Genomic DNA, 25,570 nt, shown 5'->3' on the forward strand with positions numbered 1-25,570 from the left:
GGGCTGTGCAACGGTTGATCAGGGCCGGTCGTAGCCTTCGGCCAGGTGCTGGTCCTTGAGCTTCACGTAGTTGCCGGCGCTGTAAGTGAAGAATGCACGTTCCTTGTCGGTCAGGGCGCGCACCTGCTTCACCGGGCTGCCGACATAGAGGAAGCCGCTGGCCAGGCGCTTGCCCGGCGGCACCAGGCTGCCGGCGCCGACCATCACGTCATCCTCCACCACCGCGCCGTCCATGACGATGCTACCCATGCCGATCAGGACCCGGCTGCCGATGCTGCAACCATGGAGCATGACCTTGTGGGCGATGGTCACGTCATCGCCGATCAACAGCGGGAAACCCTCGGGGTTGAAGGGGCCGGCGTGGGTGATGTGCAGCACGCTGGCATCTTGCACGCTGGTGCGGGCGCCGATGCGGATGCGGTGCATGTCGCCGCGGATCACGGTCAGGGGCCAGACCGAGCTGTCGGCGCCGATCTCGACGTCGCCGATGACCACCGCCGAATGGTCGACGAAGGCCCGTTCGCCGAGTTTCGGCCTGTGGTCCTGATAGGTGCGGATGGCCAAGTGCGGGTCCCTCTCTAGGATTATTAATAGGGGCTATAGCTGCCATGGCTGTCGATTGTAATTAAGATGGTGCTACGTTTCCCAAGCATGTTTCTTCCAGCCAAGGTGCCCACCGTGAGTGTGAACAACCCTCTTCTGCAGCCCTATGACCTGCCGCCGTTCTCGGCGATCCGTGCCGAACACGTACAGCCGGCCATCGAACAGATCCTGGCTGACAACCGCGCCGCCATCGCCGAGATCCTCAAGACCCAGGCCACTGCGCCGACCTGGGCCGGCCTGGTGCTGGCCATGGACGAGCTCAACGATCGCCTGGGCGCCGCCTGGAGCCCGGTCAGCCATCTCAATGCCGTGTGCAACAGCGCCGACCTGCGCGAGGCCTATGAGGCCTGCCTGCCGGCATTGAGCGCCTACTCCACCGAAATGGGCCAGAACCGCGAGCTGTTCCAGGCCTTCGACGCCCTGGCCAAGAGCCCGGAGGCGGCCGGTTTCGACGTGGCGCAAAAGACTATCCTCGAACACTCCCTGCGCGATTTCCGCCTGTCGGGCATCGACCTGCCGCCGGAGCAGCAGAAGCGCTACGCGCAAGTGCAGAGCAAGCTGTCCGAGCTGGGCAGTCGCTTCTCCAACCAGTTGCTCGATGCCACCCAGGCCTGGACCAAGCACATCACCGACGAAGCGGCGCTGGCCGGCCTGACCGACTCGGCCAAGGCGCAGATGGCCGCCGCGGCCCAGGCCAAGGACCTGGACGGCTGGCTGATCACCCTGGAGTTCCCCAGCTACTACGCAGTCATGACCTACGCCCAGGACCGCGCCCTGCGTGAAGAGGTCTACGCCGCCTACTGCACCCGGGCCTCCGACCAGGGCCCCAACGCCGGCCAGCACGACAACGGCCCGGTGATGCAGGAGATCCTCGACTTGCGCCAGGAACTGGCCAAGCTGCTGGGTTTCGCCAGCTTCGCCGAGCTGAGCCTGGCCACCAAGATGGCCGAGTCCAGCGACCAGGTGCTGGGTTTCCTGCGGGACCTGGCCAAGCGCAGCAAGCCGTTCGCCGCCCAGGACCTGGTACAGCTCAAGGCCTATGCCGCCGAGCAAGGTTGCCCTGACCTGCAAAGCTGGGACAGCGGTTTCTACGGCGAGAAGCTGCGTGAGCAGCGCTACAGCGTGTCCCAGGAAGCCCTGCGCGCCTACTTCCCCATCGACAAGGTGCTGTCCGGCCTGTTCGCCATCGTCCAGCGCCTGTACGGCATCGAGATCGCCGAGCAGAAGGGCTTCGATGCCTGGCACCCGGATGTCCGCCTGTTCGAGATCAAGGAGAACGGCCAGCACGTCGGGCGTTTCTTCTTCGACCTCTACGCCCGCGCCAACAAGCGTGGCGGTGCCTGGATGGATGGCGCCCGCGACCGTCGGCGCACCGCCGGCGGTACCCTGCAGAGCCCGGTGGCCAACCTGGTGTGCAACTTCACTCCGGCCGCGCCTGGCAAGCCTGCGCTGCTGACCCACGATGAAGTCACCACCTTGTTCCACGAGTTCGGCCACGGCCTGCACCATTTGCTGACCCGCATCGAGCATGCCGGCGTCTCCGGGATCAACGGCGTGGCCTGGGATGCCGTGGAGCTGCCGAGCCAGTTCATGGAGAACTGGTGCTGGGAGCCCGAGGGCCTGGCGCTGATCTCCGGTCACTACGAAACCGGCGAAGCCCTGCCCCAGGACCTGCTGGACAAGATGCTGGCGGCCAAGAACTTCCAGTCCGGGATGATGATGGTGCGCCAGCTGGAGTTCTCGCTGTTCGACTTCGAACTGCACGCCACCCACGGTGATGGCCGCAGCGTGCTGCAGGTGCTGGAGTCCGTGCGCGACGAGGTCTCGGTGATGCGTCCGCCGGCCTACAACCGCTTCGCCAACAGCTTCGCCCACATCTTCGCTGGTGGTTATGCCGCCGGTTACTACAGCTACAAGTGGGCCGAAGTGCTGTCGGCCGACGCCTTCTCGCGTTTCGAGGAAGAGGGTGTGCTCAACGCCGCGACCGGTCGTGCTTTCCGCGAGGCGATCCTGGCCCGTGGCGGTTCCCAGGAGCCGATGGTGCTGTTCGTCGATTTCCGCGGACGGGCCCCGTCGATTGACGCACTCTTGCGCCACAGCGGCCTCAGCGAGGACGCGGCAGCATGAGTGAAGCCCCCGTGAAGACCAAGAAACGCTTTATCGCCGGCGCGGTTTGCCCGGCGTGCAGTGAGCAGGACAAGCTGATGATGTGGAGCGAAGACGACGTGCCCCATCGCGAATGCGTGGCCTGCGGTTACTCCGACACCTTGAACGAGCAGGGACTGTCGGTACCCAAGGAATTGAGCACGCGGGTGAACACCGCGGCCCTCAAGGTGGCGGATGCCAAGGTGCAGTCGGTGCAGTTCTTCCCCAACCCCAAGTTGAAGAAGAAAACCGACGAACCCCAGTAACCGGGAACCCCTGTAGGAGTGCAGCTTGCGCGCGATAGCGGTGTGTCAGACACATCGCGGCGCACAAGCTTGGCTCCTACGGGAAAGCCTTCTCCCGCGTCGCAATCAGTTCGCCGGCTTGCCGGCGCTGACCGTCTCGAACCAACTCTTCACCGAACAGGTGGCGAACACGCTGGTGCTGCAGTCGCCGTTGGCCAGTGCCGTGCGCAGCTTCTCCACATCGGCCTGCATCATGTAGCGAATGCCGTCCTTGAAATGGGCGCTGTCGCCGAATCCGCCCTGGGTCATTTCGCTCAAGGCTTCCTCTTTGCTCCAGCCCTGGACCACCACCCGGTACATCGCCGACATCAGCCCGGTGCGGTCCGAGCCATGCTTGCAGTGCATCAGCACCGGGCCCTGGGCTTCGGCGCTCTGGATCGCGCGCAAGGCCTTGAGCACATCGGCGTCATCCACGTGGTTGGTGCGATAAGGCAGCTGTACCTGATGGATGCCTGGCGCCGCCAGCCAACTGCTGTCCGATTCGGGCAGGAAGTTGATCACCGTTCCCACCTTGAGCTTTTCCAGCAACGGCACGGCGTCTTGGTCCGGCAGGGCGCTGCGATACAGGGTCGGTGACATCTGGTACAGGTTGTACTGTTTTTCCACCGGTTGGGCCCAATGCTCGGGGCGGTCGGCGGCCTGCGCCAAAGGAGCGAGCAGGGCCAGCAATGCCAGGCAAAGAGCGGGAAGCAAGCGAATTCTCGACATGGACGGTCACGGGTGAGGGATCGATGGCCGGCAGTCTCGGTCTGTGCCGGTCAATGCCCCGTGAGGCCTGTGTCAAAGAATCGTGAAGCTGGTCTGATCCTGTCTTTTTTGAGGCAACTGATCTTTTTTTTGGAACTGAAACGATTCATCTCGATACTTAGGCTGCTATCATTTGTAACTATTGTTTGCTGATGTGTTCATAAAACCGGGTTTTGCCCGGCTTTTTGCGTTGCCAAAACACAAAGTCGCGCCATGACGCGGCTGAAATCCATCAATGCCTGATGAGGTGCATCCATGTCCGATCAAGATCGAGACAACCCGCGGCGTGAGTTTTTGCGTAAATCCCTGACCTTGATCCCGGTAGTCACCGTGGCCAGCACCGGCCTGGGCAGCAGCATGCTGGCCGTGGCTCCCGAGGCTGTCGCCGCCGACAAGCCCGCTGCGCCGAGCAAGCAGGCGAGTGGCAGCCACTATGAGCCCAGCTACTTCAGCGCCGAGGAATGGGCTTTCATCAAGGCGGCGGTGGAACGCCTGATCCCGGCGGACGACCTGGGCCCGGGTGCCCTGGAAGCTGGCGTGCCGGAATACATCGACCGGCAGATGAACACCTCCTACGCCGCCGGTGCCCTGTGGTACATGCAAGGCCCGTTCAAGGCCGATGCCGCGCCAGAGATGGGCTGGCAGAGCAAGCTGGTGCCCAAGGAGATCTATCGCCTGGGCATCGCCGCCACGGACGCCTGGTGCAAGCAGCTCAAGGGCCAAGCATTTGCTGCTCAAGACAGCGCTACCCGAGACGATCTGCTCAAGCAGTTGGAGGCGGGTACGCCGCAGTTCGACACGGTTCCGGCCAAGCTGTTCTTCAACCTGCTGTTGCAGAACACCAAGGAGGGTTTCTTCAGCGACCCGATCCACGGTGGCAACAAGGGCCTGGTGGGCTGGACCCTGATCGGCTTCCCCGGCGCGCGCGCCGATTTCATGGATTGGGTGGAGCGTAACGAGCAGTACCCCTTCCCGGCAGTATCGATTCGCGGCGAGAGGGCTTGAGCATGGCGACAGTGATGAAGAAGGTCGACGCAGTGATCGTCGGGTTTGGCTGGACCGGCGCCATCATGGCCAAGGAACTGACCGAGGCGGGGCTCAACGTGCTGGCGCTGGAGCGCGGGCCGATGCAGGACACCTACCCGGACGGCAGCTATCCCCAGGTGATCGACGAGCTCACCTACAGCGTGCGCAAGAAGCTCTTCCAGGACATTTCCAAGGAAACCGTGACCATCCGCCACAGCGTCAACGACGTGGCCCTGCCCAACCGCCAGTTGGGCGCGTTCCTGCCGGGCAATGGCGTGGGCGGCGCCGGCCTGCATTGGTCTGGCGTGCATTTTCGTGCCGACCCCATCGAGTTGCGCATGCGCAGCCACTATGAAGAACGCTACGGCAAGAATTTCATCCCCAAGGACATGACCATCCAGGACTTCGGCGTCACCTACGAAGAGCTGGAGCCGTTCTTCGACTATGCGGAAAAGGTCTTCGGCACCTCGGGCCAGGCCTGGACCGTGAAGGGCCAGCTGGTGGGCGAAGGCAAGGGCGGCAACCCCTACGCGCCGGATCGCTCGGACCACTTCCCGCTGGAATCGCAGAAGAACACCTATTCCGCCCAGCTGTTCCAGAAAGCTGCCAATGAAGTGGGCTACAAGCCCTACAACCTGCCGTCGGCCAATACCTCGGGGCCCTACACCAACCCCTATGGCGCGCAGATGGGGCCGTGCAACTTCTGCGGTTTCTGCAGTGGCTACGTTTGCTACATGTATTCCAAGGCCTCGCCCAACGTGAATATCCTGCCGGCCCTCAAGCCGCTGCCGAATTTCGAGTTGCGGGCCAATTCCCATGTGCTCAAGGTCAATCTGGACAGCAGCAAGACCCTGGCCACCGGCGTCACCTACGTCGACGCCCAGGGGCGCGAGATCGAGCAACCGGCGGACCTGGTGATCCTCGGCGCCTTCCAGTTCCACAACGTGCGCCTGATGCTGCTCTCGGGCATCGGCAAGCCCTACGACCCGATCACCGGTGAAGGCGTGGTGGGCAAGAACTTCGCCTACCAGAACATGGCCACCATCAAGGCCTACTTCGACAAGGACGTGCACACCAACAACTTCATCGGCGCCGGTGGCAACGGCGTGGCGGTGGACGACTTCAATGCCGACAACTTCGACCACGGCCCCCATGGCTTCGTCGGTGGTTCGCCATTCTGGGTCAACCAGGCCGGCAGCCGGCCGATCGCCGGGACTTCCAACCCGCCAGGCACCCCGGCCTGGGGCAGCGCCTGGAAGAAGGCCACGGCCGACTACTACACCCACCAGGTGTCCATGGACGCCCACGGTGCGCACCAGTCCTACCGGGGCAACTACCTCGACCTGGACCCGGTCTACCGCGATGCCTACGGCTTGCCCCTGCTGCGGATGACCTTCGACTGGCAGGAAAACGACATCAAGATGAACCGTTTCATGGTCGAGAAGATGGGCAAGATCGCCCAGGCGATGAACCCCAAGGCCATCGCCCTGCTGGGCAAGCAGGTCGGTGAGCACTTCAACACCGCCTCCTACCAGACCACTCACTTGAACGGTGGCGCGATCATGGGTACCGACCCCAAGACCAGCGCCCTGAACCGCTACTTGCAGAGCTGGGACGTGCACAACGTGTTCGTGCCTGGAGCCTCGGCCTTTCCCCAGGGCCTGGGCTACAACCCCACTGGGCTGGTGGCGGCGCTGACCTACTGGTCGGCGCGGGCGATCCGCGAGCAGTACCTGAAGAACCCCGGCCCGCTGGTCCAGGCATAAGGAGCGATGACCATGAAAGCACTCGTTATCGCCAGCCTGGCGCTATTGGGCAGCGCCTCCCTCCAGGCCGCCGAGGTCGACCAGGCCCTGGTCAAGCAGGGCGAATACCTGGCCCGTGCCGGTGACTGCGTCGCCTGCCACACCGCCAAGGACGGCAAGCCGTTCGCCGGCGGCCTGCCGATGGAAACCCCGATCGGGGTGATCTATTCCACCAACATCACTCCGGACAAGACCGGTATCGGCGACTACAGCTTCGAGGACTTCGACCAGGCCGTGCGCCATGGCGTGGCCAAGAACGGCAGCACGCTGTACCCGGCCATGCCCTTCCCGTCCTACGCCCGGGTCAACGACGCCGACATGCAGGCGCTCTACGCCTACTTCATGCACGGCGTGGCGCCGGTGGTACGGGACAACCAGGACAGCGACATTCCCTGGCCCCTGAGCATGCGCTGGCCGTTGTCGATCTGGCGCTGGATGTTCGCCCCGAGCGTGGCGCCAGCCGCCGTGGCTGCCGACAGCGACCCGTTGATAAGTCGTGGCTCCTACCTGGTGGAAGGCCTGGGCCACTGTGGCGCCTGCCATACGCCACGGGCGCTGACCATGCAGGAGAAGGCCCTGAGCGCCAGTGAAGGCAGTGCCTTCCTGTCCGGCAGCGCACCGCTGGAGGGCTGGATCGCCAAGAGCCTGCGTGGCGATCACAAGGACGGCCTGGGCAGCTGGAGCGAAGAGCAACTGGTGCAGTTCCTCAAGACCGGTCGCAGCGATCGCAGCGCGGTGTTCGGTGGCATGAGCGATGTGGTGGTCCACAGCATGCAGTACATGAGCGACCAGGACCTGACGGCCATCGCCCGCTATCTCAAGTCGCTGCCGGCCAACGATCCCGCCGACCAGCCGCACCAGTACGACAAGCAAGTGGCCGACGCCCTGTGGAAAGGCGACGACAGCAAGCCGGGCGCCTCGGTGTACATCGACAACTGCGCCGCCTGCCACCGTACCGATGGCCATGGCTACACCCGGGTGTTCCCGGCGCTGGCCGGCAACCCGGTGCTGCAATCGGAGGACGCCACCTCGCTGATCAACATCGTGCTCAAGGGCGGCACCCTGCCTGCCACCCACAGCGCGCCGTCGACCCTCACCATGCCGCCCTTCGCCTGGCGGTTGTCGGACCAGGAGGTGGCCGACGTGGTCAGCTTCATCCGCAGCAGCTGGGGCAACCAGGGCGCGCCGGTGAAGGCCGCGGACGTGGCAGGGCTGCGTGACGGGCGCCTGCAGAGCACCTCCAACGACGACCTGGGCAACGTGATTCCACGTCACTAGTGGCAGGACCGGCGCCCGCAACAGGCGCCGGTTCGACGTGGGCCTTCAGCCCCCGGGGAATGGCTGGATCCCCAGCTGGCTTTGTAGCTGGTAGCCGGCGATGCAGTCTGCCAATCCGGCGTTCATCAGGTCTTCCCAGCTCGCGGGTAGCAGGCCGATGTCGTCGTGGTGAGGGCTCCATTGCGCCTCGGCGAACTTCGCCTCGGCTGCATCGAAGGGCTGCAGGCCGCTCACCGCGGCTTGCCGGATGTCCCGGGTGCACAGGTCGAACTCGCAGGCCAGGCCCCAGAGCTGGCCATCCGCGGCCCTGACGATGATCAGGTCGGCGCCTTGCCCGTAGCTCGGCAGGTAGGCGTGCGCCGCATAGAAGATCTTTTCCAGTGTGCCGGGTGTCCTGGGCATTGCCGTGCTCCTTTGATTGCCGCTCGGGAAGCCTTTCCGGCTGCCGGCCTGCAGGGTGTCCTGATTAGTGTGCTGCGGGGTCTGTTCCCCCTCGGCATGGCTGCGCCGCCGAGTCAGGCAGTCGTGTCCAGGGCTGCTGCGATCTTACCGAACACGCCATGGAGGCGAACATGAATAGCTCTGAAGTTGAAACAGGAAGCTCACTGTCCCGGGGCGCTGCGCTGCGTTCCAGAGGCAAAGGCACGTGGTGGCTGGCGGGCGCGCTGATGTTCCTGGCCCAGGGGGCATTTGCCAGTGATGTGTGCAGCGTGCCGGATACCAAGGCGCCGCTGGACATCGCCTGTTCGATGCCGACCAAGGACAACGCGGACACTGCCAAAGGGTACGAGAGCGCGTTGACGCTGGTCCAGAAGCAACTGGCCAAAGCGCTGGACTGGAAGGGTGTGCTCAACCCAGTGACGGAAAGCCAGGTTGCCGCGAGTGGCAAGTTTGCCAGCCTGAGGTTCCTGGACGACAACCAGAAAGAGGTCGTCAGGTTCTATATCAATCTACGGGACCTGTATGTGGTCGGCTATAAGGTTGGCGCTACTTACTACGAGCTCAAGGACCAGACCGGCCCTGATCTCAAGCCGAAGGTGAAGTTGAGCTTTGGCGGGAGCTACCAGCAACTGGAAACCAAGGAGGTTGATCGGACCGACATCAACTATGGATGGGTGGTGCTCACCAGTTCACTCAACAAGCTCGCGCTGGATCCCAGCGGTGGTAAAGAGGGCAAGGGCGCCAAGAAGGCACTGCTGGTCGTCATCCCCATGTTCATCGAAGGCTCACGCTTCAAGTACTCCATCGGTCGCGATATCCAGCAGAACATTGTCAAGGAGGCAGAGGGGCAGCCAGTGAAAAGCTACAACATCGACTTGATGGAAAGCTGGCGCAAGTTGAGCGATCTGGCATTTTCCAGCTATGCCCCCAAGAAGGGCGAGAAAGTGACGCCCGTGACCATCGCGCCGAACACGTCCGAGGCCAAGACATTCAAGGACTACAAGGATGTCAGTGGCTCGCTGGGCATCTTGCTGACCCTGAAGAAGTGAAGCCGGGCCGGCGAGAGGTCCCGTGAAACGTTCTGCTCGACGGCGCTAGGCAGCTTATCGCAGCTCCATTACTGTATGCGCATACAGTAATGGAGCGCCCCCATGTCCAGCCCCCTGCCGCCCCGCGGTCGCGGCACCGCGAGCAACCCGCACAACCGTTTCGCCCCCAACCGCTCGGTGGCCGAGGATGATGGCTGGCACCAGGAAGTGCCGCTGACCCAGGGCACCGAGGTGCGCTTGGAAACCGCCAAGTCGATCATCACCCGCAACAATTCGCCGGACCTGCCCTTCGATCGCTCGATCAATCCCTATCGCGGTTGCGAGCACGGCTGCATCTACTGCTATGCGCGGCCCAGCCATGCCTACTGGGACATGTCGCCGGGGCTGGACTTCGAAACCCGGCTGATCGCCAAGAGCAATACCGCCACCCTGCTGGAGCAGCAGCTGTCCAAACCCGGCTACCAGTGCGCGCCGATCAACCTGGGTTCCAATACCGATCCCTACCAACCCATCGAGCGTGAACAACGGCTGACCCGGCGCACCCTGGAGGTGCTGCTGCGCTACCGGCACCCGGTGACCATCGTCACCAAGGGTTCGCTGATCCTGCGTGATCTTGACCTGTTGGCCGAGCTGGCCCAGCAGCGGCTGGTGGCGGTGATGATCAGCCTCACCACCCTGGACGATGAACTCAAGCGCATCCTCGAGCCCCGGGCCGCAGCGCCCAAGGCCCGCCTGCGGGCGATCAGGGTATTGCGTGGAGTGGGCGTGCCGGTGGGGGTGTTGTGCTCGCCGATGATCCCGATGATCAACGACAGCGAGTTGGAGGCCCTGCTGACCGAAGCCCAGGCCGCCGGCGCGCAAAGCGCGGCCTACATGATGCTGCGCCTGCCGCTTGAGGTGGCGCCGCTGTTCGAGGAATGGCTGGCGGCGCATTACCCGCAGCGGGCGGCCCATGTCCTGAGCCTGATCCGCCAGAGCCGCGGGGGCGAGCTCTACGACAGCCGTTTCGGCAGCCGCATGCGCGGCGAGGGCCCGTTCGCCGACCTGCTGGCCCAGCGTTTTGCCAAGGCACTCAAGCGTCTGGGGCTCGATCGTCGTGGCGGTTTCGACCTGGACTGCTCGGCATTCTGTCCGCCGGGCAGGCAGATGTCGTTGCTGTAGGCCCGCGGCTTTTGCGAACGGATGTGCCGCCCATCGTTTCGCGGCCCATAGTGGCGTTCTAGAGCGCTGCATTCAGTTTGAGTTAAGTTTTCACGGCTACCTTGCTCATCAAGTGACTTGGATGTCACTTCCGACGGTTCGGTCGTTTTTTGATCAGCCGTTGGCGTCGTGCCGGATCATTCTGGGACATTCACCAAATCCGACAGAGAGAATCAATCATGAGTGACAAGGATAAACAGCCGCTGGCTGCGTCGGCTCCAGCCCCTACCAACGGTTCCGCCGAGACCGCCGATGCAGCGCTGCAGCATATAGTCGACGGTTTTTTGCATTTTCATCATGAAGTCTTTCCGCAGCAGCAAGAGTTGTTCAAGAAACTCGCCACGGCCCAGCGGCCAAGGGCGATGTTCATCGCCTGTGCCGATTCGCGGATCGTTCCCGAACTCATCACCCAAAGTTCCCCTGGCGACCTGTTCGTGACCCGCAACGTGGGCAACGTGGTGCCGCCCTACGGGCAGATGAACGGTGGTGTATCCACGGCGATCGAATACGCGGTAATGGCCCTGGGCGTGCACCACATCATCGTTTGCGGGCATTCGGACTGCGGGGCCATGCGCGCCGTGCTCAACCCGCAGAGCCTGGAAAAGATGCCCACGGTCAGGGCCTGGCTGCGCCACGCCGAAGTGGCCCGGACCATGGTCCAGGACAATTGCTCGTGCGCCGACGAGCCTTCGAGCATGCATGTCCTGACCGAAGAGAACGTCATCGCCCAATTGCAGCACTTGCGTACCCATCCTTCCGTTGCCTCGCGCATGGCCAACGGCCAGTTGTTCATCCACGGCTGGGTCTATGACATCGAGACCAGCTCGATCAAGGCCTACGACGCGGACAAGAGCTGTTTCCTGCCGCTCGACGGTAGCCATCCGATTCCCGTGGCGACGCCCAAAGCGCGTTTCTGAATCCACCTCAATTCCTTGTGAGGTCTTGGCCTGGGCTGCTTGGGAGCAGTCCGGCCTTGCCACGCCTGAAGAAAATGTCGGGAGAGTTGTCATGCGTGCAGCACAGCTTAAAAGTGTCCTGCCACGGGAGCTGTTGGCTTCGGTGGTGGTGTTTCTGGTGGCCCTGCCCCTGTGCATGGGGATCGCCATCGCCTCGGGCCTGCCGCCGGCCAAGGGCCTGATCACCGGGATCATCGGCGGCCTGGTGGTGGGTTGGCTGGCAGGATCGCCATTGCAGGTCAGCGGCCCGGCCGCGGGGCTGGCGGTGCTGGTCTTCGAGTTGGTGCGCCTGCATGGGGTAGCCATGCTCGGGCCGGTCCTGTTGCTGGCCGGGCTGTTGCAGTGGTTGGCCGGGCGTCTGCGCCTGGGGTGCTGGTTCCGGGTCACGGCGCCGGCAGTGGTATACGGCATGCTGGCGGGTATCGGGGTGCTGATCGTGTTGTCCCAGGTCCATGTGCTGGTGGATGCCGCGCCCCAGGCCTCGGGGCTGGATAACCTCGCCGGCTTTCCCGCCGCGCTGTCCCGGGCCCTCGATGGCCTGGGCTGGCAGGCCGGGCTGCTGGGGCTGGCGACCATCGCGGTGATGTGGGGCTGGGACAAGTGGCGGCCCCAGGCGCTGCGTTTCGTCCCCGGGGCGCTGCTCGGGGTGGGCTTGGCGACCCTGGCCAGCCTGCTGCTGGCGCTGCCGGTGAACCGGGTCGAGGTGCCGGCGAGCATGGCCGAGGCCATCGACTGGTTGCGTCCTGGCGACCTGCTGCACCTGGCGGACCCGGCCCTGCTGGTAGCGGCCGTGGCCCTGGCCTTCATCGCCAGTGCCGAGACGCTGCTCTCGGCTGCTGCTGTGGATCGCATGCACAACGGCCAGCGCTCGGACTTCGACCGCGAGCTGTCGGCCCAGGGCACCGGCAACATGCTCTGCGGCCTGCTGGGCGCCTTGCCGATGACCGGGGTGATAGTGCGCAGTTCGGCCAACGTCCAGGCCGGTGCCCGCACGCGCTACTCGACCATCTTCCACGGCCTGTGGCTGTTGGGGTTCGTCCTGCTGCTGTCCAGCGTACTGCAGCGCATCCCGGTGGCGAGCCTGGCCGGCGTGCTGGTCTACACCGGCTTCAAGCTGGTGGATCTCAAGGCCTTCCGTGGTTTGGGACGCTACGGGCGGATGCCGATGTTCACCTATGCGGTGACGGCCCTGGCGATCGTCTTCAGCGATCTGTTGACCGGTGTGCTGGTGGGTTTCGCCCTGACCTTGCTCAAGCTGGCGTTCCAGGCCGCGCGCCTGAAGATCAGCCTGGTCGACCTGCCCCAGGCGGGACAGATGGAACTGCGCCTGGTGGGGACGGCGACCTTCCTCAAGGTGCCCGCGTTGAGCCAGGTCCTGGCCACGGTGCCGGCGGGGACGACCTTGCATGTGCCGCTCAACCACCTGGGCTACATCGACCATGCGTGCCTGGAGTTGCTGGAGGAATGGGAGCGGGCCAGCGCTGCCAAGGGCTCGCGGCTGGTGATCGAGTCCCGGGGCCTGAAACGGCGCCTGGAGGGACGCTTGAGCGGTGTCGGCGGGATGGGCGTGGCGGTACGCGAGTGAAGCATGGGCCTGGCGCCAGGCCCTTCGCCACAAGGCCCACGGTGGGCCTTGCCGGCGAGGAGTGGGTCAGGCGGCGGGCTGGTCGAGTTCCAGTTCCACGCCCAGCTGGCGTGACAGGCACGGCCAGCGTTTCCAGGCTGCCTCGGTGTCGGGGCTGCCGAGGCGGTCGCGGTAGGTTTCCACTGACTCCAGGGCGAAGCTGTCTTCGTCGAGCATGGCGTCGACCGCGTGATGCACGGCTTCGTCCAGTTGGTTGGCAAAGGTCTCGCCGATCAGCTGATGGGCGATGAGATTGGCGACCGTCATGTCCAGGGGGATCAGTGGACGGCCGAAATGCTTGATGTACAGGTCGTTGACTTCCTCTACCAGGCGCAGGGCCAGGTAGGCTTCGTCCAGCAGGCCGTCGAGGCCGACATGCCCGGCCATGATGGCCGGCGGCTGGAGGAAGAACTGCTCGGCGATCTTGAGCACCGGCTTGATCTGCGATTCGATGCCCGCTTCACGGGCAACGGCGTTGGCGGCGTCCAGAAGGTCTGGCACCTGATCGATGTATGCGCTGACGAAACGGGTCATGACGCCTTGTGCGTCGACTTCGGGCAGCAGGATGGCGGGGTGCAGGTGAGGGAGCTGCGCTTCCAGTTGGCGGGCCAGGTGGCCCGTGCTGGCTTCGTGCTGTTGAGCCAATAGGATCTGCTCGCGTAATGCGGCGGTGTTCATGAAAGCTCCAGGAACAAGGGCGGTCGATCGGGACAACCGAGGTGGGATGACGGCCTGCCGCCCATTAGCGACCATCCCTCGGGGGAGAACATAAGTTAGCCTGCTCATCAAAGTGTTTAAGACATATTTGTAATATTCACTTATTACTTAGTCGGGTGCGTTATATCGTCGCACCCCCTCTTTTTCGTCAATCCCTTGATTACCGTGGCCTGCAAAGCCTCCATGGGGTGTTTCAGCAGGTTTACGCCATTGCGTTGCGAGGTGAGAGTCGCTGGCTATACTCGCCAATGTATGAAGTTAGCTGATGATGCCCGACTGCAATTGCAGCGAGGCTCGATGGTCTAAGTTCGTAGTCTAGGCAGTCGCTCCCTTGCCGCAGGTGTATAGCCGGCGGGATAACAAGAACGATAAGGGGAACCCGCAATGAAGCGACATCCACAAGTCTGGATGGGCCTCCTGTTGTGGACGATATTCAGCCAGGCGCAAGCCGCCTGGACGGTGAATATGGCGCCTGGGGCTACCGAGATAAGCCACGCGGTATTCGACCTGCACATGACCATCTTCTGGATCTGTGTGGTGATCGGCGTCATCGTCTTCGGCGCGATGTTCTGGTCGATGATCGTTCACCGTCGCTCTACCGGCCAGGTCCCGGCCAGGTTCCACGAAAGCACCACGGTGGAAATCCTCTGGACCATCATCCCTTTCCTGATCCTGGTGGCCATGGCCGTGCCGGCCACCGCGACCCTGATCAAGATGTACGACACCAGCGAGCCGGATGTGGATGTGCAGATCACCGGCTACCAGTGGAAGTGGCACTACAAATACCTGGGCCAGGATGTGGAGTTCTTCAGCAACCTGGCCACCCCCGCCGAGCAGATCCACAACAAGAGCGCCAAGGGCGAGCACTACCTGCTGGAGGTCGACCAGCCGCTGGTGCTGCCGGTGGGCGCCAAGGTGCGGTTCCTGGTGACCGCCGCCGACGTCATCCATTCCTGGTGGGTGCCGGCCTTCGCGGTCAAGCGCGATGCCATTCCCGGCTTCGTCAACGAAGCCTGGACCCGGGTCGACAAGCCCGGCATCTACCGTGGCCAGTGCGCCGAGCTGTGCGGCAAGGACCACGGCTTCATGCCGATCGTGGTGGAGGTCAAGTCCCAGGCCGACTACGACGCCTGGATGGGCGAGCGCAAGGCCGAGGCCGCCAAGCTCAAGGAGCTGACCAGCAAGGAATGGACCCTCGACGAACTGGTGGCCCGTGGCGACAAGATCTACCACACCACCTGCGTGGCCTGTCACCAGGCCGAGGGCCAGGGCCTGCCGCCGATGTTCCCGGCGCTCAAGGGCTCGAAGATCGCCACCGGACCCAAGGAGGCTCACCTGAGCCTGGTGTTCCACGGCAAGCCGGGCACCGCCATGGCCGCCTTCGGCAAGCAGCTGTCGGAAGTCGATATCGCCGCCGTGGTCACCTACGAACGCAACGCCTGGGGCAACAACAAGGGTGACATGGTGACGCCCAAGGATGTCCTGGCGCTGAAACAGGCGGAAAGCAAATGAGCCGGCTTCTTGGGTATCTGCGCAACCGGTCGCGGCGCGCCGCCGCCGATCGTCCAGTCCATTCGCGTGCAGGAGACAGGACATGAGTGCTGTGATCGATGACCACGGCCATGCCGGCCATGATGACCATGCCCACGGGCCGGCCAAGGGCCTGATGCGCTGGGTGCTGACCACCAACCACAAGGACATCGGCACCCTCTACCTGTGGTTCAGCTTCACCATGTTCCTGGTGGGCGGCACCTTCGCCATGGTGATCCGCGCCGAGCTGTTCCAGCCCGGCCTGCAGATCGTCGAGCCGGCGTTCTTCAACCAGATGACCACCATGCATGGCCTGGTGATGGTCTTCGGCGCGGTGATGCCGGCCTTCGTCGGCCTGGCCAACTGGATGATCCCGCTGATGATCGGCGCGCCGGACATGGCCCTGCCGCGGATGAACAACTTCAGCTTCTGGCTGCTGCCGGCGGCCTTCCTGCTGCTGCTCTCGACCCTGTTCATGGCTGGGGGCGGACCGAACTTCGGCTGGACCTTCTACGCGCCGCTGTCGACCACCTACGCGCCGGAGAGCGTGACCTTCTTCATCTTCGCCATCCACCTGATGGGCATCAGCTCGATCATGGGGGCGATCAACGTGATCGCCACCATTCTCAACCTGCGCGCCCCGGGCATGACCCTGATGAAAATGCCGCTGTTCGTCTGGACCTGGCTGATCACCGCGTTCCTGCTGATCGCGGTGATGCCGGTGCTGGCGGGCGTGGTGACCATGATGCTGATGGACATCCACTTCGGCACCAGCTTCTTCAGCGCCGCCGGCGGTGGCGATCCGGTCCTGTTCCAGCATGTGTTCTGGTTCTTCGGCCATCCCGAGGTGTACATCATGATCCTGCCGGCCTTCGGCGCGGTCAGCTCGATCATCCCCACCTTCAGCCGCAAGCCGCTGTTCGGCTACACCTCGATGGTCTACGCCACCGGAGCCATCGCCTTCCTGTCGTTCATCGTCTGGGCGCACCACATGTTCGTGGTGGGCATCCCGCTGGTGGGCGAGCTGTTCTTCATGTACGCCACCTTGCTGATCGCCGTGCCCACGGGGGTCAAGGTGTTCAACTGGGTGAGCACCATGTGGCAAGGCGCGCTGACCTTCGAGACGCCGATGCTGTTCGCCGTGGCCTTCGTCATCCTGTTCACCATCGGCGGTTTCTCCGGGTTGATGCTGGCCATCGCCCCGGCGGACTTCCAGTACCAGGACACCTACTTCGTGGTGGCGCACTTCCACTACGTACTGGTGCCCGGGGCGATTTTCGGCATCTTCGCCTCGGCCTACTACTGGCTGCCCAAGTGGACCGGGCACATGTACGACGAGACCCTGGGCAAGTTGCATTTCTGGCTGTCCTTCATCGGCATGAACATGGCGTTCTTCCCCATGCACTTCGTCGGCCTGGCCGGCATGCCGCGCCGGATCCCGGACTACAACCTGCAGTTCGCCGATTTCAACATGGTGTCGTCCATCGGTGCCTTCACCTTCGGTGCGACGCAGATCTTCTTCCTGTTCATCGTCATCAAGTGCATTCGCGGCGGCGCGCCGGCCCCGGCCAAGCCCTGGGAAGGCGCCGAGGGGCTGGAGTGGAGCATTCCGTCGCCAGCGCCCTACCACACCTTCGTCACACCGCCGGAAGTGAAATGACCCGCGCGGGCGCGGGCCTGTTCTCCAGGGCGGCGCCGCGCGCCGCCCGACTTGTTGCAGGAGGGTATCGGGATGGCTGAGATCTCGTTGAAGAAGCTGGTCACGCGCCTGTTGCTGGTGGTGGTGGCGATGTTCGTCTTCGGTTTCGCCCTGGTGCCGATCTACGACGTGATGTGCAAGGCCCTGGGGATCAATGGCAAGACCGGCGGGCAGTACCAGGATGCACAACAGCAGCAGGTCGATGCCTCGCGTCAGGTGCGGGTGCAGTTCCTGTCCACCAACGCCATCGACATGGTCTGGGATTTCTACCCCAAGTCCGATGACATCGTGGTCCACCCGGGGGCGGTGAACGAGATGATCTTCATCGCCCGCAACCCCAGCGACCACCCGATGAGCGCCCAGGCGATCCCGAGCATCTCGCCCAGCAGCGCGGCGGTGTATTTCCACAAGACCGAGTGCTTCTGCTTTACCCAGCAGGTACTGCAACCCGGTGAGCAGATCGAGATGCCGGTGCGTTTCATCGTCGATCGCGACATGCCCAAGGATGTGAAGCACCTGACGCTGGCTTACACGCTGTTCGATATCACCGCGCGTCATCCCCCGGTGGCGGTCGCCGCCAAGACTGGCGGCTAGGCGCCCTGGCGTGCCCGATAAGGAGAACAATCAATGGCGACTCATGAGCACTATTACGTTCCCGCCCAGAGCAAGTGGCCGATCGTCGCCACGCTGGGCATGTTCATCACCGTGGCGGGCCTTGCGACCTGGTTCAACGACCTCAAGGCGGCGCGCCCGGAATCCCACGGCCCGCTGATCTTCTTCGTCGGCGGCCTGCTACTGGCCTACATGCTGTTCGGCTGGTTCGGCGCGGTGATCAAGGAGAGCCGCGCAGGCCTGTACAGTGCCCAGCTCGATCGCTCGTTTCGCTGGGGCATGAGCTGGTTCATCTTTTCCGAGGTGATGTTCTTCCTGGCCTTCTTCGGCGCCCTGTTCTACGTGCGGCACCTGTCCGGGCCCTGGCTTGGCGGCGAGGGGCACAAGGGCATCGCCCACACCCTGTGGCCGAATTTCCAGTTCGTCTGGCCGCTGCTCGAGAACCCCGATCCGAAGCTGTTTCCATCGCCCAAGGGCACCATCAGCCCCTGGGGCCTGCCGCTGCTCAACACCGTGTTGCTGGTGAGTTCCAGCGTCACCGTGACCATTGCCCACCACGCCCTGAAGAAGGGCCATCGCGGGGCGCTGAAGCTGTGGCTGGCGCTGACCGTGGTGCTGGGCTGTGCCTTCCTGGGTTTCCAGGCCCAGGAGTACATCCATGCCTACCACGAGCTGGGCCTGACCCTGGGCTCGGGGATCTACGGCGCGACCTTCTTCATGCTCACCGGCTTTCACGGCGCCCACGTGACCATCGGCACGCTGATCCTGTTCGTGATGCTGATGCGGGTGATGCGTGGGCATTTCGATGCCGAGCACCAGTTCGGCTTCGAGGCCGCCAGCTGGTATTGGCACTTCGTCGACGTGGTGTGGATCGGCCTGTTCGTTTTCGTCTACGTGCTCTGAACAGCCTTACCAGGGGGAATGGGACACTAGCTGGCCGCTGAAGAAACCCCAGGCGATCAAGCCCACGGTGATCACGGCCAGGCACACCCGAATACTCAGCGAGGTCAGCAGGCGCTTGGATTGACTGTCGTCCTTGACCAGAAAGAACAGGCCGCTGAACAGGCTGATAACCGTGGCAATCAGCATCAGGACGATGGCTGCTTTGAGCATGCTGGACTCCGGGGGGAAGCGCGATGCAAGTCAGTATAGCGAGTGGATTTCTCAAGCTTGCGGCGCGGTCATGAAGGGCTTTCGCCCGGGCCTGGTGCCGACCCTGGTGGTGCTTGCGTTGCTGCCGGTGCTGGTCTGGCTGGGGTTCTGGCAACTGGGGCGTGGCGAGCAGAAGCGCCAGTTGCTGGACAGCTATGCCGAACGCCGGACGGCCGCGCCGGTGCCGTTGTTCGAGCTGCTGGAGGCGCCGGACCCGGCCTTCGCGCGCGTGCGCTTGCACGGGCATTTTGATGGCGAGCACAGCCTGCTGCTGGATAACCGCATGCACGAGGGCAAGGTCGGGGTCGAGCTGCTGCAACCCTTCCTGGACCAGGCCAGCGGCCGCTGGTTGCTGGTCAACCGTGGCTGGCTGCCCTGGCCCGACCGGCGCACGCCGCCGCGTTTCGACACCCCTTCGCAGAGCCTGGACCTCGAGGCCTGGGTCTATGTCGCACCGGGGGCGGCGTTCCAACTGCATGCCGATCCGGCGGGGGCCAGTTGGCCCCGGCTGGTGACGGCGGTGGCGCCGGACAAGCTGTGGGCTGAGCTGGGCCGCACAGGTTTTGCCCATGAGGTGCGCCAGGAATCCGGCCCCGGCGCCTATCTCACACAGTGGCCCGTGGTCGCCATGGGCCCGGAAAAGCACCAGGCCTACGCGGCGCAATGGTTCGCCATGGCCGTGGCGCTGCTGCTCCTCTACGGCTACTTCGGCTGGCACAACGCAAGGGAGAAACGCCATGGGAACGGCCATGAATCCACCCAACATCTCTGAAACCCGGATGCCCAGCCGGCGGCGCGGTCGCTGGCAACTGGTGCTGATCGTGCTGATGGTGATCGGCCCGATGATCCTCGCCACCTGCATGTACAAGCTGCAGTTCTGGGTGCCGGACAGCCGCAGCTACCACGGCGAGATGATCGGCAATGGCCAGACTCGCGCGCAGATCGGGGTTTTCGCCGAGGACAACCGGTGGCAGATCCTGGTCACCGCGCCCCGGGGCTGCCTTGAGGATTGCCAGCAACTGGTGTACCTGGCGCGCCAGCTCCAGGTGGCCCTGGGCCGCGATGCCTCGCGGGCCAGCCATGCCCTGGCCAGTGCCCAGCCACTGGACGCCGGGTTCGAGGCCAGGTTGCAGCGCGAGTACCCGCAATTGCAGCGCTACCCGCTGGACCTGGCGACCTTCGCCAAGGGCGCCAGGGACTCCCAGGCGCCGCAGCTGTGGATCGTCGACCCCCACAGCAACCTGGTGCTGCGCTATGACGCCGGGGTCAAGGGCAAGGACCTGCTCGACGACCTGCGCCACCTGCTGAAACTGTCGAACATCGGATGAGGGCATCGACATGGCCAAACCTGGATTTCGCCTTGCCTTGTTCGCCACCCTGCTGGCGTTGATCGTGGTGCTGCTGGGGGCCTATACCCGGCTGACCCATGCCGGCCTCGGTTGTCCCGACTGGCCCGGTTGCTACGGCTTCATCAGCGTGCCGAAGAGCGAGGCCCAGCTGGCCCATGCCGAGCTGCACTTTCCCGAGGCGCCGGTGGAGGCGCACAAGGGCTGGAACGAGATGATCCACCGTTATTTCGCCGGCACCCTGGGGCTGTTGATCGTGCTCCTGGCCGCGCGTTCCTGGACCCATCGGCGTTATCCCGGGCAGCCGCTTAAGCTGCCGCTGTTCCTTCTGGCGGTGGTGTTCGCCCAGGCCGCCTTCGGCATGTGGACCGTGACCCTCAAGCTCTGGCCCCAGGTGGTGACCGCGCATTTGCTCGGCGGCTTCGCCACCCTGAGCCTGCTGTTCCTGCTGACCCTGCGCTTGTCCGGGGTGCTGCCGGCGCTGATCGTGCCGCGGCGCCTGCAGCACTGGGCCACGGCCGCCCTGGTGCTGGTGATCGGGCAGATCGCCCTGGGCGGCTGGGTCAGCTCCAACTATGCGGCGGTGGCGTGTATCGACCTGCCCACTTGCCATGGGCAATGGTGGCCGCAGATGGATTTCGCCAATGGCTTCCACCTGACCCAGCACATTGGCCCCAATTACCTGGGCGGGCAGCTGGATAGCGACGCCCGTACCGCGATCCACATGACCCACCGCCTGGGCGCGGTACTGGTGAGCCTGGTGCTGCTGGGGCTGGCCTGGCAGTTGCGCCAGGTGGGCATGAGCCGTCTGGCCGCCTTGGTACTGGTGGCGCTGGCGACCCAGGTCGGCCTGGGCGTGAGCAACGTCCTGCTGCACTTGCCGCTGCCGGTGGCCGTGGCTCACAACGCCGGCGGCGCTGCCTTGTTGCTGACCCTGGTACTGGTCAACTATCACGCCCGGACCAGCCTGGTGCAGGTCCGCGAGCGCCGGCCCCTGGGCTGGCGGCTCAGCCCACGCAAGCCGGTGTCTGGTCTTGTCACTATCAAAGGAGAGATGCCATGGCGACTCTGATCGGCACCCGCCAGCACCCCCAGGCGCTATGGCGCGATTACCTGGAACTGACCAAGCCCAAGGTGGTGGTGCTGATGCTGATCACCTCCCTGGTGGGCATGTTCCTCGCCACCCGGGCCGGGGTGCCCTGGACCGTGCTGGTGTTCGGCAACCTGGGCATCGGCCTGTGCGCGGGAGGCGCGGCGGCAGTCAACCACGTGGTGGACCGGCGCATCGATGCGCAGATGGCCCGCACCCACAAGCGTCCACTGGCCGAGGGCCGGGTCTCGCCCCGGGCCGCCCTGGCCTTCGCCCTGCTTTTGGCCCTGGCCGGGCAGGCGTTGCTGCTGGCCTTCACCAACCCGCTCACGGCCTGGCTGACCCTCGCCTCGCTGCTGGGCTACGCGGTGGTCTACACCGGCTTTCTCAAGCGCGCGACGCCGCAGAACATCGTCATCGGCGGTTTGGCGGGCGCCGCCCCGCCGCTGCTGGGCTGGGTTGCCGCCACTGGCCACCTGAGTGCCGAGCCGCTGCTGCTGGTGTTGATCATCTTCGCCTGGACCCCACCGCATTTCTGGGCCCTGGCCATCCATCGCAAGGAGGAATACGCCAAGGCCGATATCCCGATGCTGCCGGTGACCCACGGCGAGCAGTACACCAAGGTGCATATCCTGCTCTACACCTTCGCCCTGCTGGCGGTGAGCCTGCTGCCCTTCGTGATCCACATGAGCGGCGTGCTGTACCTGGCCTGTGCCCTGATCCTGGGCGGGCGCTTCCTGCAATGGGCGTGGGTGCTGTACCGTGGCACTCGACCACACGCGGCGATCGATACCTTCAAGTACTCTATCTACTACTTGTTCCTGCTGTTCATCGCCTTGCTCGTAGACCACTACCTACTGTTGAACCTATGACCAGAACCCAGAAAACCGTCTTCATCCTCGTTGCCGTGGTAGCCCTGATCCTGGGGCTGACCGTCAACAAAGTCCTGTCCGGCAAAGGCCAGGGCGACCCTACCGCGCTGATCGACGCCGGTATCATCATGCTGCCCCAGAGCCGCACCCTGCCTGCGGTGAAGATGCTCGACCAGGATGGCCAGCCAGTGGTGGTGGACGAGCTCAAGGGCAAGTGGTCGCTGCTGTTCTTCGGCTACACCTTCTGCCCGGATATCTGCCCCACCACCCTGGCCCAGCTGCGCCAGATCAAGAGCGAACTGCCCAAGGAGGTGGTGGACCAGATGCAGGTGGTGCTGGTCAGCGTCGACCCCAACCGCGATACCCCACAGCAGCTCAAGCAGTACCTGGGTTACTTCGACAAGGACTTCAAGGGCCTGACCGCCTCTTCGGTGGAAGACCTGCAGAAGCTCGCCAATGCCGTGAGCATTCCCTTCATTCCCGCCGACACCAGCAAGCCCAATTACACCGTGGACCACAGCGGCAACCTGGCGGTGATCGGCCCGGACGGCAACCAGCGTGGCTTCATCCGCGCGCCATTGAACAACCAGAAGCTGGTGGCCCAACTACCGGCGATGGTGCAACGCAAGTAATGCTTGCCCTGTAGCCGCTGCCGCAGGCTGCGCCAAGGCGCGCAGCGCCTTCAGGATCGCCAGGTCGCGTTCTCTGCGAGGCCGTACGCAGCCTTCGGCAGCGGCTACACGAAGCGTGCCGGGACTTCAGGATGCGGCTACACGCCGCCGGTGCAATGCCTGAAACGCAACGGGGCGCCCCAAGGCGCCCCGTTGCTGTTTCTGCGAGTCGATCAGAACGCCGGCACGATCGCGCCCTTGTACTTCTCTTCGATGAACTTCTTCACCTCTGGGCTGTGCAGGGCGGCAACCAGCTTCTTCATGGCGTCCGAGTCCTTGTCGTCAGCACGGGCCACCAGGATGTTCACGTAAGGCGAGTCCTTGCCTTCGATCACCAGGGCGTCCTTGGCCGGATCCAGCTTGGCTTCCAGGGCATAGTTGGTGTTGATCAGGGCCAGGTCGACCTGGGTCAGCACGCGCGGGATGGTGGCGGCTTCCAGCTCGCGGAATTTCAGGCCCTTGGTGTTCTCGCTGATGTCCTTGACGGTGGCCAGGATGTTGTTGGCGTCCTTGAGCTTGATCACGCCGGCCTTGTCCAGCAGCAACAGGGCGCGGCCGCCGTTGGTGGCGTCGTTGGGCACGACCACGGTGGCGCCGTTGGGCAGCTCCGACAGTTGCTTGTATTTGCTCGAGTAGGCGCCCAGGGGTTCGACGTGCACGCCGGCGACGCTCACCAGCTGGGTGCCCTTGGCCTTGTTGAACTCATCCAGGTACGGCTGGTGCTGGAAGAAGTTGGCGTCCAGGCGCTTCTCGGCCACCTGCACGTTGGGCTGCACGTAGTCGGTGAAGACCTTGACCTTCAGGTCCACGCCTTCCTTGGCCAGGGCCGGTTTTACGAACTCCAGGATCTCGGCGTGGGGCACCGGCGTGGCGGCCACGGTCAGGGTTTGGGCGGCATGCGCGGAGAACGCGGCCACGGCTGCGAAAGCGACGAGTAGTTTTTTCATCGAACAAGCTCCTTGTAAGTCGCCCGACCCCGGGCGCCTGCCGGCCAGCCGGCGATTGCGTTTATTTACGGGAAAAGTGCACTACCAGCTTATCGCCGATGATCTGCAGAACCTGAACCAGCACGATCAGCAGCACCACGGTGACCGACATCACATCATCCTGGAAACGCTGGTAGCCATAACGAATGGCCAGGTCGCCCAGGCCCCCCGCACCCACCACGCCGGCCATGGCGGTATAGCCGACCAGGGCGATGGCGGTGACGGTGATGGCCGCGATGATGCCCGGACGGGCTTCTGGCAGCAGGGCGTTCATGATGATCTGCCGGGTCGTGGCGCCCATGGCCTGGGTCGCCTCGATGATGCCCCGGTCCACTTCGCGCAGTGCGGTTTCCACCAGGCGGGCGAAGAAGGTCGAGGCCCCCACCACCAGCGGCGGGATCGCACCAGCCACTCCCAGGGAGGTGCCGGTGATCAGGATGGTGGTGGGGATCATCACAATCAGCAGGATGATGAATGGCAACGAGCGTATGGCGTTGACCACGAAGCCCAGCACCGAATACACGGCTTTCTGTTCCAGCAGCTGCTTGGGGCTGCACAGGAACAGCAGGACCCCCAGCGGCAAGCCCACCAGTACGGTGAAAAACAGGGATGTGCTGAGCATGATCATGGTGTCGCTGGTGGCGATGCCGATGTCGACCCAGTCGATATTGTCGAAGTAACTCAGTAGTCCTTCCATTAGCGCAGCACCTCCATGTGGACGTCCGCCGCGGCGAAGCGGGCGAAGGCCGCTTCCATGTCGCCGCCGGAGATGGCCAGGGTCAATTGCCCGTAAGGGGTGTCTTTGATGCGGTCGATGCGTCCGGCGAGAATGCTGTAGTCGACCCCCGTCTCCCGGGCCACGGTGCCCAGCAGCGGTGCATAGGTGGACTCGCCCTGGAAGGTCAGGCGCACGATGCGTCCCGGTACATGGGCGAAGTCATCGCGCTGTTCGTTCTCGTCGATCTGTTCGTCTTCCTGGACGAAGCGCTTGGTGGTCGGGTGCTTGGGATGCAGGAACACCTGGGCCACATCGCCTTGCTCGACGATCATGCCGGCGTCCATCACCGCCACCTGGTCGCAGACGCGACGGATCACGTCCATCTCGTGGGTGATCAGGACGATGGTCAGCTTCAGCTCGCGGTTGATCTCGGCCAGCAGTTGCAGGACCGAGGCCGTGGTCTGTGGGTCCAGGGCGCTGGTGGCCTCGTCGCACAGCAGGATCTTGGGCTTGGTGGCCAGGGCGCGGGCGATGCCGACGCGCTGCTTCTGGCCGCCGGACAGCTGCGCCGGGTACTTGCGGGCATGGTCGGCCAGGCCCACGCGGGCCAGCAGTTCGGTGACGCGCTGGTCGATCTCGGTCCGCGACAGCTCGCCGGAGAGCTGCAGCGGCAGGGCCACGTTATCGGCCACGGTCTTGGAGGCCAGCAGGTTGAAGTGCTGGAAGATCATCCCGACCTGCTGGCGGAAGCGGCGCAGGCCGCCGGCGTCCAGCGCGGTGATTTCCTCGTTGTCGACGATGATCCTGCCGCCGCTGGGGTTTTCCAGGCGGTTGATCAGGCGTAGCAGGGTGCTCTTGCCCGCGCCGGAGTGACCGATCAGGCCGAAGACCTGGCCAGCCTCGACCCGAAGACTGGTCGGGTGCAGCGCGGGAATATCCCTACCGGCGACCCGGTAGGTTTTATGGACGTTTTGAAACTCGATCACGTAGCGAACCTT

25 protein-coding genes and 1 pseudogene are annotated in these 25,570 nt (G+C 64.1%); 18 read left to right on the forward strand and 8 right to left on the reverse strand.

Annotated elements, in window-relative coordinates:
* Positions 1-18: 18 nt before the first annotated feature.
* Entirely contained in the window at positions 19-564 is a 546-nt protein-coding gene (locus GDH07_RS31355) for a gamma carbonic anhydrase family protein (protein ID WP_103324423.1), read from the reverse strand.
* Positions 565-651: 87 nt separating this feature from the next.
* Between GDH07_RS31355 and prlC the strand changes: the two genes are divergently transcribed.
* Positions 652-2,730, forward strand: a complete 2,079-nt coding sequence (gene prlC / locus GDH07_RS31360) for an oligopeptidase A (protein ID WP_022642247.1) — start codon at positions 652-654, stop codon at positions 2,728-2,730.
* Positions 2,727-3,014 (forward strand): YheV family putative zinc ribbon protein, encoded by a 288-nt coding sequence (locus GDH07_RS31365; RefSeq protein WP_022642248.1) that lies wholly within the window; start codon positions 2,727-2,729, stop codon positions 3,012-3,014. The genes prlC and GDH07_RS31365 overlap by 4 nt, the downstream gene beginning before the upstream one ends.
* 105 nt (positions 3,015-3,119) lie before the next feature.
* Here GDH07_RS31365 and GDH07_RS31370 read toward each other — a convergent pair whose 3' ends face one another.
* Positions 3,120-3,761: a phosphatase domain-containing protein gene (locus tag GDH07_RS31370; protein WP_152899806.1), complete on the reverse strand. Its 642-nt coding sequence runs from the start codon at positions 3,759-3,761 to the stop codon at positions 3,120-3,122.
* Between the two features lie 294 nt (positions 3,762-4,055).
* Here GDH07_RS31370 and GDH07_RS31375 point away from each other — a divergent pair, with 294 nt between their 5' ends.
* The 3 genes from GDH07_RS31375 to GDH07_RS31385 are packed head-to-tail and all read left to right on the forward strand — an operon-like array spanning position 4,056 to position 7,909.
* Positions 4,056-4,805 carry a gluconate 2-dehydrogenase subunit 3 family protein gene (locus GDH07_RS31375; protein ID WP_022642250.1) on the forward strand — a complete coding sequence of 250 codons (750 nt, stop codon included), beginning with the start codon at positions 4,056-4,058 and terminating at the stop codon, positions 4,803-4,805.
* A 2-nt stretch (positions 4,806-4,807) separates the two neighbouring features.
* Positions 4,808-6,592, forward strand: a complete 1,785-nt coding sequence (locus tag GDH07_RS31380; protein WP_031320868.1) for a GMC family oxidoreductase — start codon at positions 4,808-4,810, stop codon at positions 6,590-6,592.
* Positions 6,593-6,604: 12 nt separating this feature from the next.
* Positions 6,605-7,909, forward strand: coding sequence for a c-type cytochrome (locus GDH07_RS31385; RefSeq protein WP_152899807.1), 1,305 nt, complete (start codon positions 6,605-6,607; stop codon positions 7,907-7,909).
* A 45-nt stretch (positions 7,910-7,954) separates the two neighbouring features.
* Here the strand turns inward: GDH07_RS31385 and GDH07_RS31390 are convergent, their stop codons facing one another.
* Positions 7,955-8,311, reverse strand: a complete 357-nt coding sequence (locus GDH07_RS31390; protein ID WP_152899808.1) for a hypothetical protein — start codon at positions 8,309-8,311, stop codon at positions 7,955-7,957.
* A 170-nt stretch (positions 8,312-8,481) separates the two neighbouring features.
* Here GDH07_RS31390 and GDH07_RS31395 point away from each other — a divergent pair, with 170 nt between their 5' ends.
* The 4 genes from GDH07_RS31395 to GDH07_RS31410 all read left to right on the forward strand — a co-directional run bounded on the left by GDH07_RS31395 (position 8,482) and on the right by GDH07_RS31410 (position 13,140).
* Positions 8,482-9,399 carry a ribosome-inactivating family protein gene (locus GDH07_RS31395; RefSeq protein WP_178124136.1) on the forward strand — a complete coding sequence of 306 codons (918 nt, stop codon included), beginning with the start codon at positions 8,482-8,484 and terminating at the stop codon, positions 9,397-9,399.
* 102 nt (positions 9,400-9,501) lie between these two features.
* Positions 9,502-10,560: a PA0069 family radical SAM protein gene (locus GDH07_RS31400; protein ID WP_152899810.1), complete on the forward strand. Its 1,059-nt coding sequence runs from the start codon at positions 9,502-9,504 to the stop codon at positions 10,558-10,560.
* Positions 10,561-10,778: 218 nt separating this feature from the next.
* Positions 10,779-11,516 (forward strand): carbonic anhydrase, encoded by a 738-nt coding sequence (locus GDH07_RS31405; RefSeq protein ID WP_022642256.1) that lies wholly within the window; start codon positions 10,779-10,781, stop codon positions 11,514-11,516.
* A gap of 91 nt (positions 11,517-11,607) precedes the next feature.
* Positions 11,608-13,140, forward strand: coding sequence for a SulP family inorganic anion transporter (locus GDH07_RS31410; RefSeq protein WP_053137899.1), 1,533 nt, complete (start codon positions 11,608-11,610; stop codon positions 13,138-13,140).
* Positions 13,141-13,206: 66 nt separating this feature from the next.
* Here GDH07_RS31410 and GDH07_RS31415 read toward each other — a convergent pair whose 3' ends face one another.
* Positions 13,207-13,857 carry a hypothetical protein gene (locus GDH07_RS31415; RefSeq protein WP_022642257.1) on the reverse strand — a complete coding sequence of 217 codons (651 nt, stop codon included), beginning with the start codon at positions 13,855-13,857 and terminating at the stop codon, positions 13,207-13,209.
* A 423-nt stretch (positions 13,858-14,280) separates the two neighbouring features.
* Here GDH07_RS31415 and coxB point away from each other — a divergent pair, with 423 nt between their 5' ends.
* From coxB to GDH07_RS31435, 4 genes are all read left to right on the forward strand, one after another.
* A complete protein-coding gene (gene coxB / locus GDH07_RS31420) occupies positions 14,281-15,408 on the forward strand; it encodes a cytochrome c oxidase subunit II (RefSeq protein ID WP_031320870.1) in 1,128 nt (375 codons plus the stop codon).
* 82 nt (positions 15,409-15,490) lie between these two features.
* Entirely contained in the window at positions 15,491-17,086 is a 1,596-nt protein-coding gene (gene ctaD, locus GDH07_RS31425) for a cytochrome c oxidase subunit I (protein WP_022642259.1), read from the forward strand.
* Between the two features lie 72 nt (positions 17,087-17,158).
* The gene (locus GDH07_RS31430; protein ID WP_085593941.1) at positions 17,159-17,719 is read left to right on the forward strand and encodes a cytochrome c oxidase assembly protein; all 561 of its coding nucleotides are present in this window, start codon (positions 17,159-17,161) and stop codon (positions 17,717-17,719) included.
* 33 nt (positions 17,720-17,752) lie between these two features.
* Positions 17,753-18,640, forward strand: a complete 888-nt coding sequence (locus GDH07_RS31435; protein ID WP_022642261.1) for a cytochrome c oxidase subunit 3 — start codon at positions 17,753-17,755, stop codon at positions 18,638-18,640.
* A 6-nt stretch (positions 18,641-18,646) separates the two neighbouring features.
* Here GDH07_RS31435 and GDH07_RS31440 read toward each other — a convergent pair whose 3' ends face one another.
* Positions 18,647-18,850: a twin transmembrane helix small protein gene (locus GDH07_RS31440; RefSeq protein ID WP_022642262.1), complete on the reverse strand. Its 204-nt coding sequence runs from the start codon at positions 18,848-18,850 to the stop codon at positions 18,647-18,649.
* A gap of 70 nt (positions 18,851-18,920) precedes the next feature.
* Between GDH07_RS31440 and GDH07_RS31445 the strand changes: the two genes are divergently transcribed.
* The 5 genes and pseudogenes from GDH07_RS31445 (at position 18,921) to GDH07_RS31465 (ending at position 22,829) form a co-directional block, all read left to right on the forward strand.
* Positions 18,921-19,661, forward strand: coding sequence for an SURF1 family protein (locus tag GDH07_RS31445; protein WP_152899811.1), 741 nt, complete (start codon positions 18,921-18,923; stop codon positions 19,659-19,661).
* Positions 19,627-20,217 carry a hypothetical protein gene (locus tag GDH07_RS31450; protein WP_053137961.1) on the forward strand — a complete coding sequence of 197 codons (591 nt, stop codon included), beginning with the start codon at positions 19,627-19,629 and terminating at the stop codon, positions 20,215-20,217. Before GDH07_RS31445 ends, GDH07_RS31450 begins: the two co-directional genes overlap by 35 nt.
* A gap of 10 nt (positions 20,218-20,227) precedes the next feature.
* Positions 20,228-21,231, forward strand: a pseudogene (locus GDH07_RS31455) (COX15/CtaA family protein); the annotation flags it as partial.
* Between the two features lie 63 nt (positions 21,232-21,294).
* Positions 21,295-22,197 carry a heme o synthase gene (cyoE, locus tag GDH07_RS31460; protein ID WP_085593933.1) on the forward strand — a complete coding sequence of 301 codons (903 nt, stop codon included), beginning with the start codon at positions 21,295-21,297 and terminating at the stop codon, positions 22,195-22,197.
* Complete coding sequence (locus tag GDH07_RS31465) at positions 22,194-22,829, forward strand: SCO family protein (RefSeq protein ID WP_022642267.1); 636 nt, start codon at positions 22,194-22,196, stop codon at positions 22,827-22,829. Before cyoE ends, GDH07_RS31465 begins: the two co-directional genes overlap by 4 nt.
* A gap of 212 nt (positions 22,830-23,041) precedes the next feature.
* On the opposite strand, the gene GDH07_RS31470 is transcribed toward GDH07_RS31465, so the two are convergent.
* The 3 genes from GDH07_RS31470 to GDH07_RS31480 all read right to left on the reverse strand — a co-directional run bounded on the left by GDH07_RS31470 (position 23,042) and on the right by GDH07_RS31480 (position 25,558).
* Complete coding sequence (locus tag GDH07_RS31470) at positions 23,042-23,815, reverse strand: MetQ/NlpA family ABC transporter substrate-binding protein (RefSeq protein WP_022642268.1); 774 nt, start codon at positions 23,813-23,815, stop codon at positions 23,042-23,044.
* A 61-nt stretch (positions 23,816-23,876) separates the two neighbouring features.
* Complete coding sequence (locus GDH07_RS31475) at positions 23,877-24,551, reverse strand: methionine ABC transporter permease (RefSeq protein WP_022642269.1); 675 nt, start codon at positions 24,549-24,551, stop codon at positions 23,877-23,879.
* Positions 24,551-25,558 carry a methionine ABC transporter ATP-binding protein gene (locus GDH07_RS31480; protein WP_022642270.1) on the reverse strand — a complete coding sequence of 336 codons (1,008 nt, stop codon included), beginning with the start codon at positions 25,556-25,558 and terminating at the stop codon, positions 24,551-24,553. Before GDH07_RS31480 ends, GDH07_RS31475 begins: the two co-directional genes overlap by 1 nt.
* Positions 25,559-25,570: the final 12 nt, after the last annotated feature.

It is taken from the genome of Pseudomonas piscis (assembly GCF_009380155.1).
Classification (GTDB): Bacteria; Pseudomonadota; Gammaproteobacteria; order Pseudomonadales; family Pseudomonadaceae; genus Aquipseudomonas; species Aquipseudomonas piscis.

Excerpts from the sequence above, each read along its gene's own strand:
- GDH07_RS31395 (WP_178124136.1), top strand. The coding sequence starts at position 8,482 with ATGAATAGCTCTGAAGTTGAAACAGGAAGCTCACTGTCCCGGGGCGCT.
- GDH07_RS31375 (WP_022642250.1), top strand. The coding sequence starts at position 4,056 with ATGTCCGATCAAGATCGAGACAACCCGCGGCGTGAGTTTTTGCGTAAA.
- GDH07_RS31450 (WP_053137961.1), top strand. The coding sequence starts at position 19,627 with ATGGGAACGGCCATGAATCCACCCAACATCTCTGAAACCCGGATGCCC.
- coxB (WP_031320870.1), top strand. The coding sequence starts at position 14,281 with ATGAAGCGACATCCACAAGTCTGGATGGGCCTCCTGTTGTGGACGATA.
- GDH07_RS31465 (WP_022642267.1), top strand. The coding sequence starts at position 22,194 with ATGACCAGAACCCAGAAAACCGTCTTCATCCTCGTTGCCGTGGTAGCC.
- GDH07_RS31400 (WP_152899810.1), top strand. The coding sequence starts at position 9,502 with ATGTCCAGCCCCCTGCCGCCCCGCGGTCGCGGCACCGCGAGCAACCCG.
- GDH07_RS31475 (WP_022642269.1), bottom strand. The coding sequence starts at position 24,551 with ATGGAAGGACTACTGAGTTACTTCGACAATATCGACTGGGTCGACATC.
- GDH07_RS31365 (WP_022642248.1), top strand. The coding sequence starts at position 2,727 with ATGAGTGAAGCCCCCGTGAAGACCAAGAAACGCTTTATCGCCGGCGCG.
- GDH07_RS31380 (WP_031320868.1), top strand. The coding sequence starts at position 4,808 with ATGGCGACAGTGATGAAGAAGGTCGACGCAGTGATCGTCGGGTTTGGC.
- GDH07_RS31415 (WP_022642257.1), bottom strand. The coding sequence starts at position 13,857 with ATGAACACCGCCGCATTACGCGAGCAGATCCTATTGGCTCAACAGCAC.
- GDH07_RS31445 (WP_152899811.1), top strand. The coding sequence starts at position 18,921 with ATGAAGGGCTTTCGCCCGGGCCTGGTGCCGACCCTGGTGGTGCTTGCG.
- prlC (WP_022642247.1), top strand. The coding sequence starts at position 652 with ATGTTTCTTCCAGCCAAGGTGCCCACCGTGAGTGTGAACAACCCTCTT.
- GDH07_RS31385 (WP_152899807.1), top strand. The coding sequence starts at position 6,605 with ATGAAAGCACTCGTTATCGCCAGCCTGGCGCTATTGGGCAGCGCCTCC.
- GDH07_RS31410 (WP_053137899.1), top strand. The coding sequence starts at position 11,608 with ATGCGTGCAGCACAGCTTAAAAGTGTCCTGCCACGGGAGCTGTTGGCT.
- ctaD (WP_022642259.1), top strand. The coding sequence starts at position 15,491 with ATGAGTGCTGTGATCGATGACCACGGCCATGCCGGCCATGATGACCAT.
- GDH07_RS31435 (WP_022642261.1), top strand. The coding sequence starts at position 17,753 with ATGGCGACTCATGAGCACTATTACGTTCCCGCCCAGAGCAAGTGGCCG.
- cyoE (WP_085593933.1), top strand. The coding sequence starts at position 21,295 with ATGGCGACTCTGATCGGCACCCGCCAGCACCCCCAGGCGCTATGGCGC.
- GDH07_RS31470 (WP_022642268.1), bottom strand. The coding sequence starts at position 23,815 with ATGAAAAAACTACTCGTCGCTTTCGCAGCCGTGGCCGCGTTCTCCGCG.
- GDH07_RS31430 (WP_085593941.1), top strand. The coding sequence starts at position 17,159 with ATGGCTGAGATCTCGTTGAAGAAGCTGGTCACGCGCCTGTTGCTGGTG.
- GDH07_RS31370 (WP_152899806.1), bottom strand. The coding sequence starts at position 3,761 with ATGTCGAGAATTCGCTTGCTTCCCGCTCTTTGCCTGGCATTGCTGGCC.
- GDH07_RS31440 (WP_022642262.1), bottom strand. The coding sequence starts at position 18,850 with ATGCTCAAAGCAGCCATCGTCCTGATGCTGATTGCCACGGTTATCAGC.
- GDH07_RS31405 (WP_022642256.1), top strand. The coding sequence starts at position 10,779 with ATGAGTGACAAGGATAAACAGCCGCTGGCTGCGTCGGCTCCAGCCCCT.
- GDH07_RS31390 (WP_152899808.1), bottom strand. The coding sequence starts at position 8,311 with ATGCCCAGGACACCCGGCACACTGGAAAAGATCTTCTATGCGGCGCAC.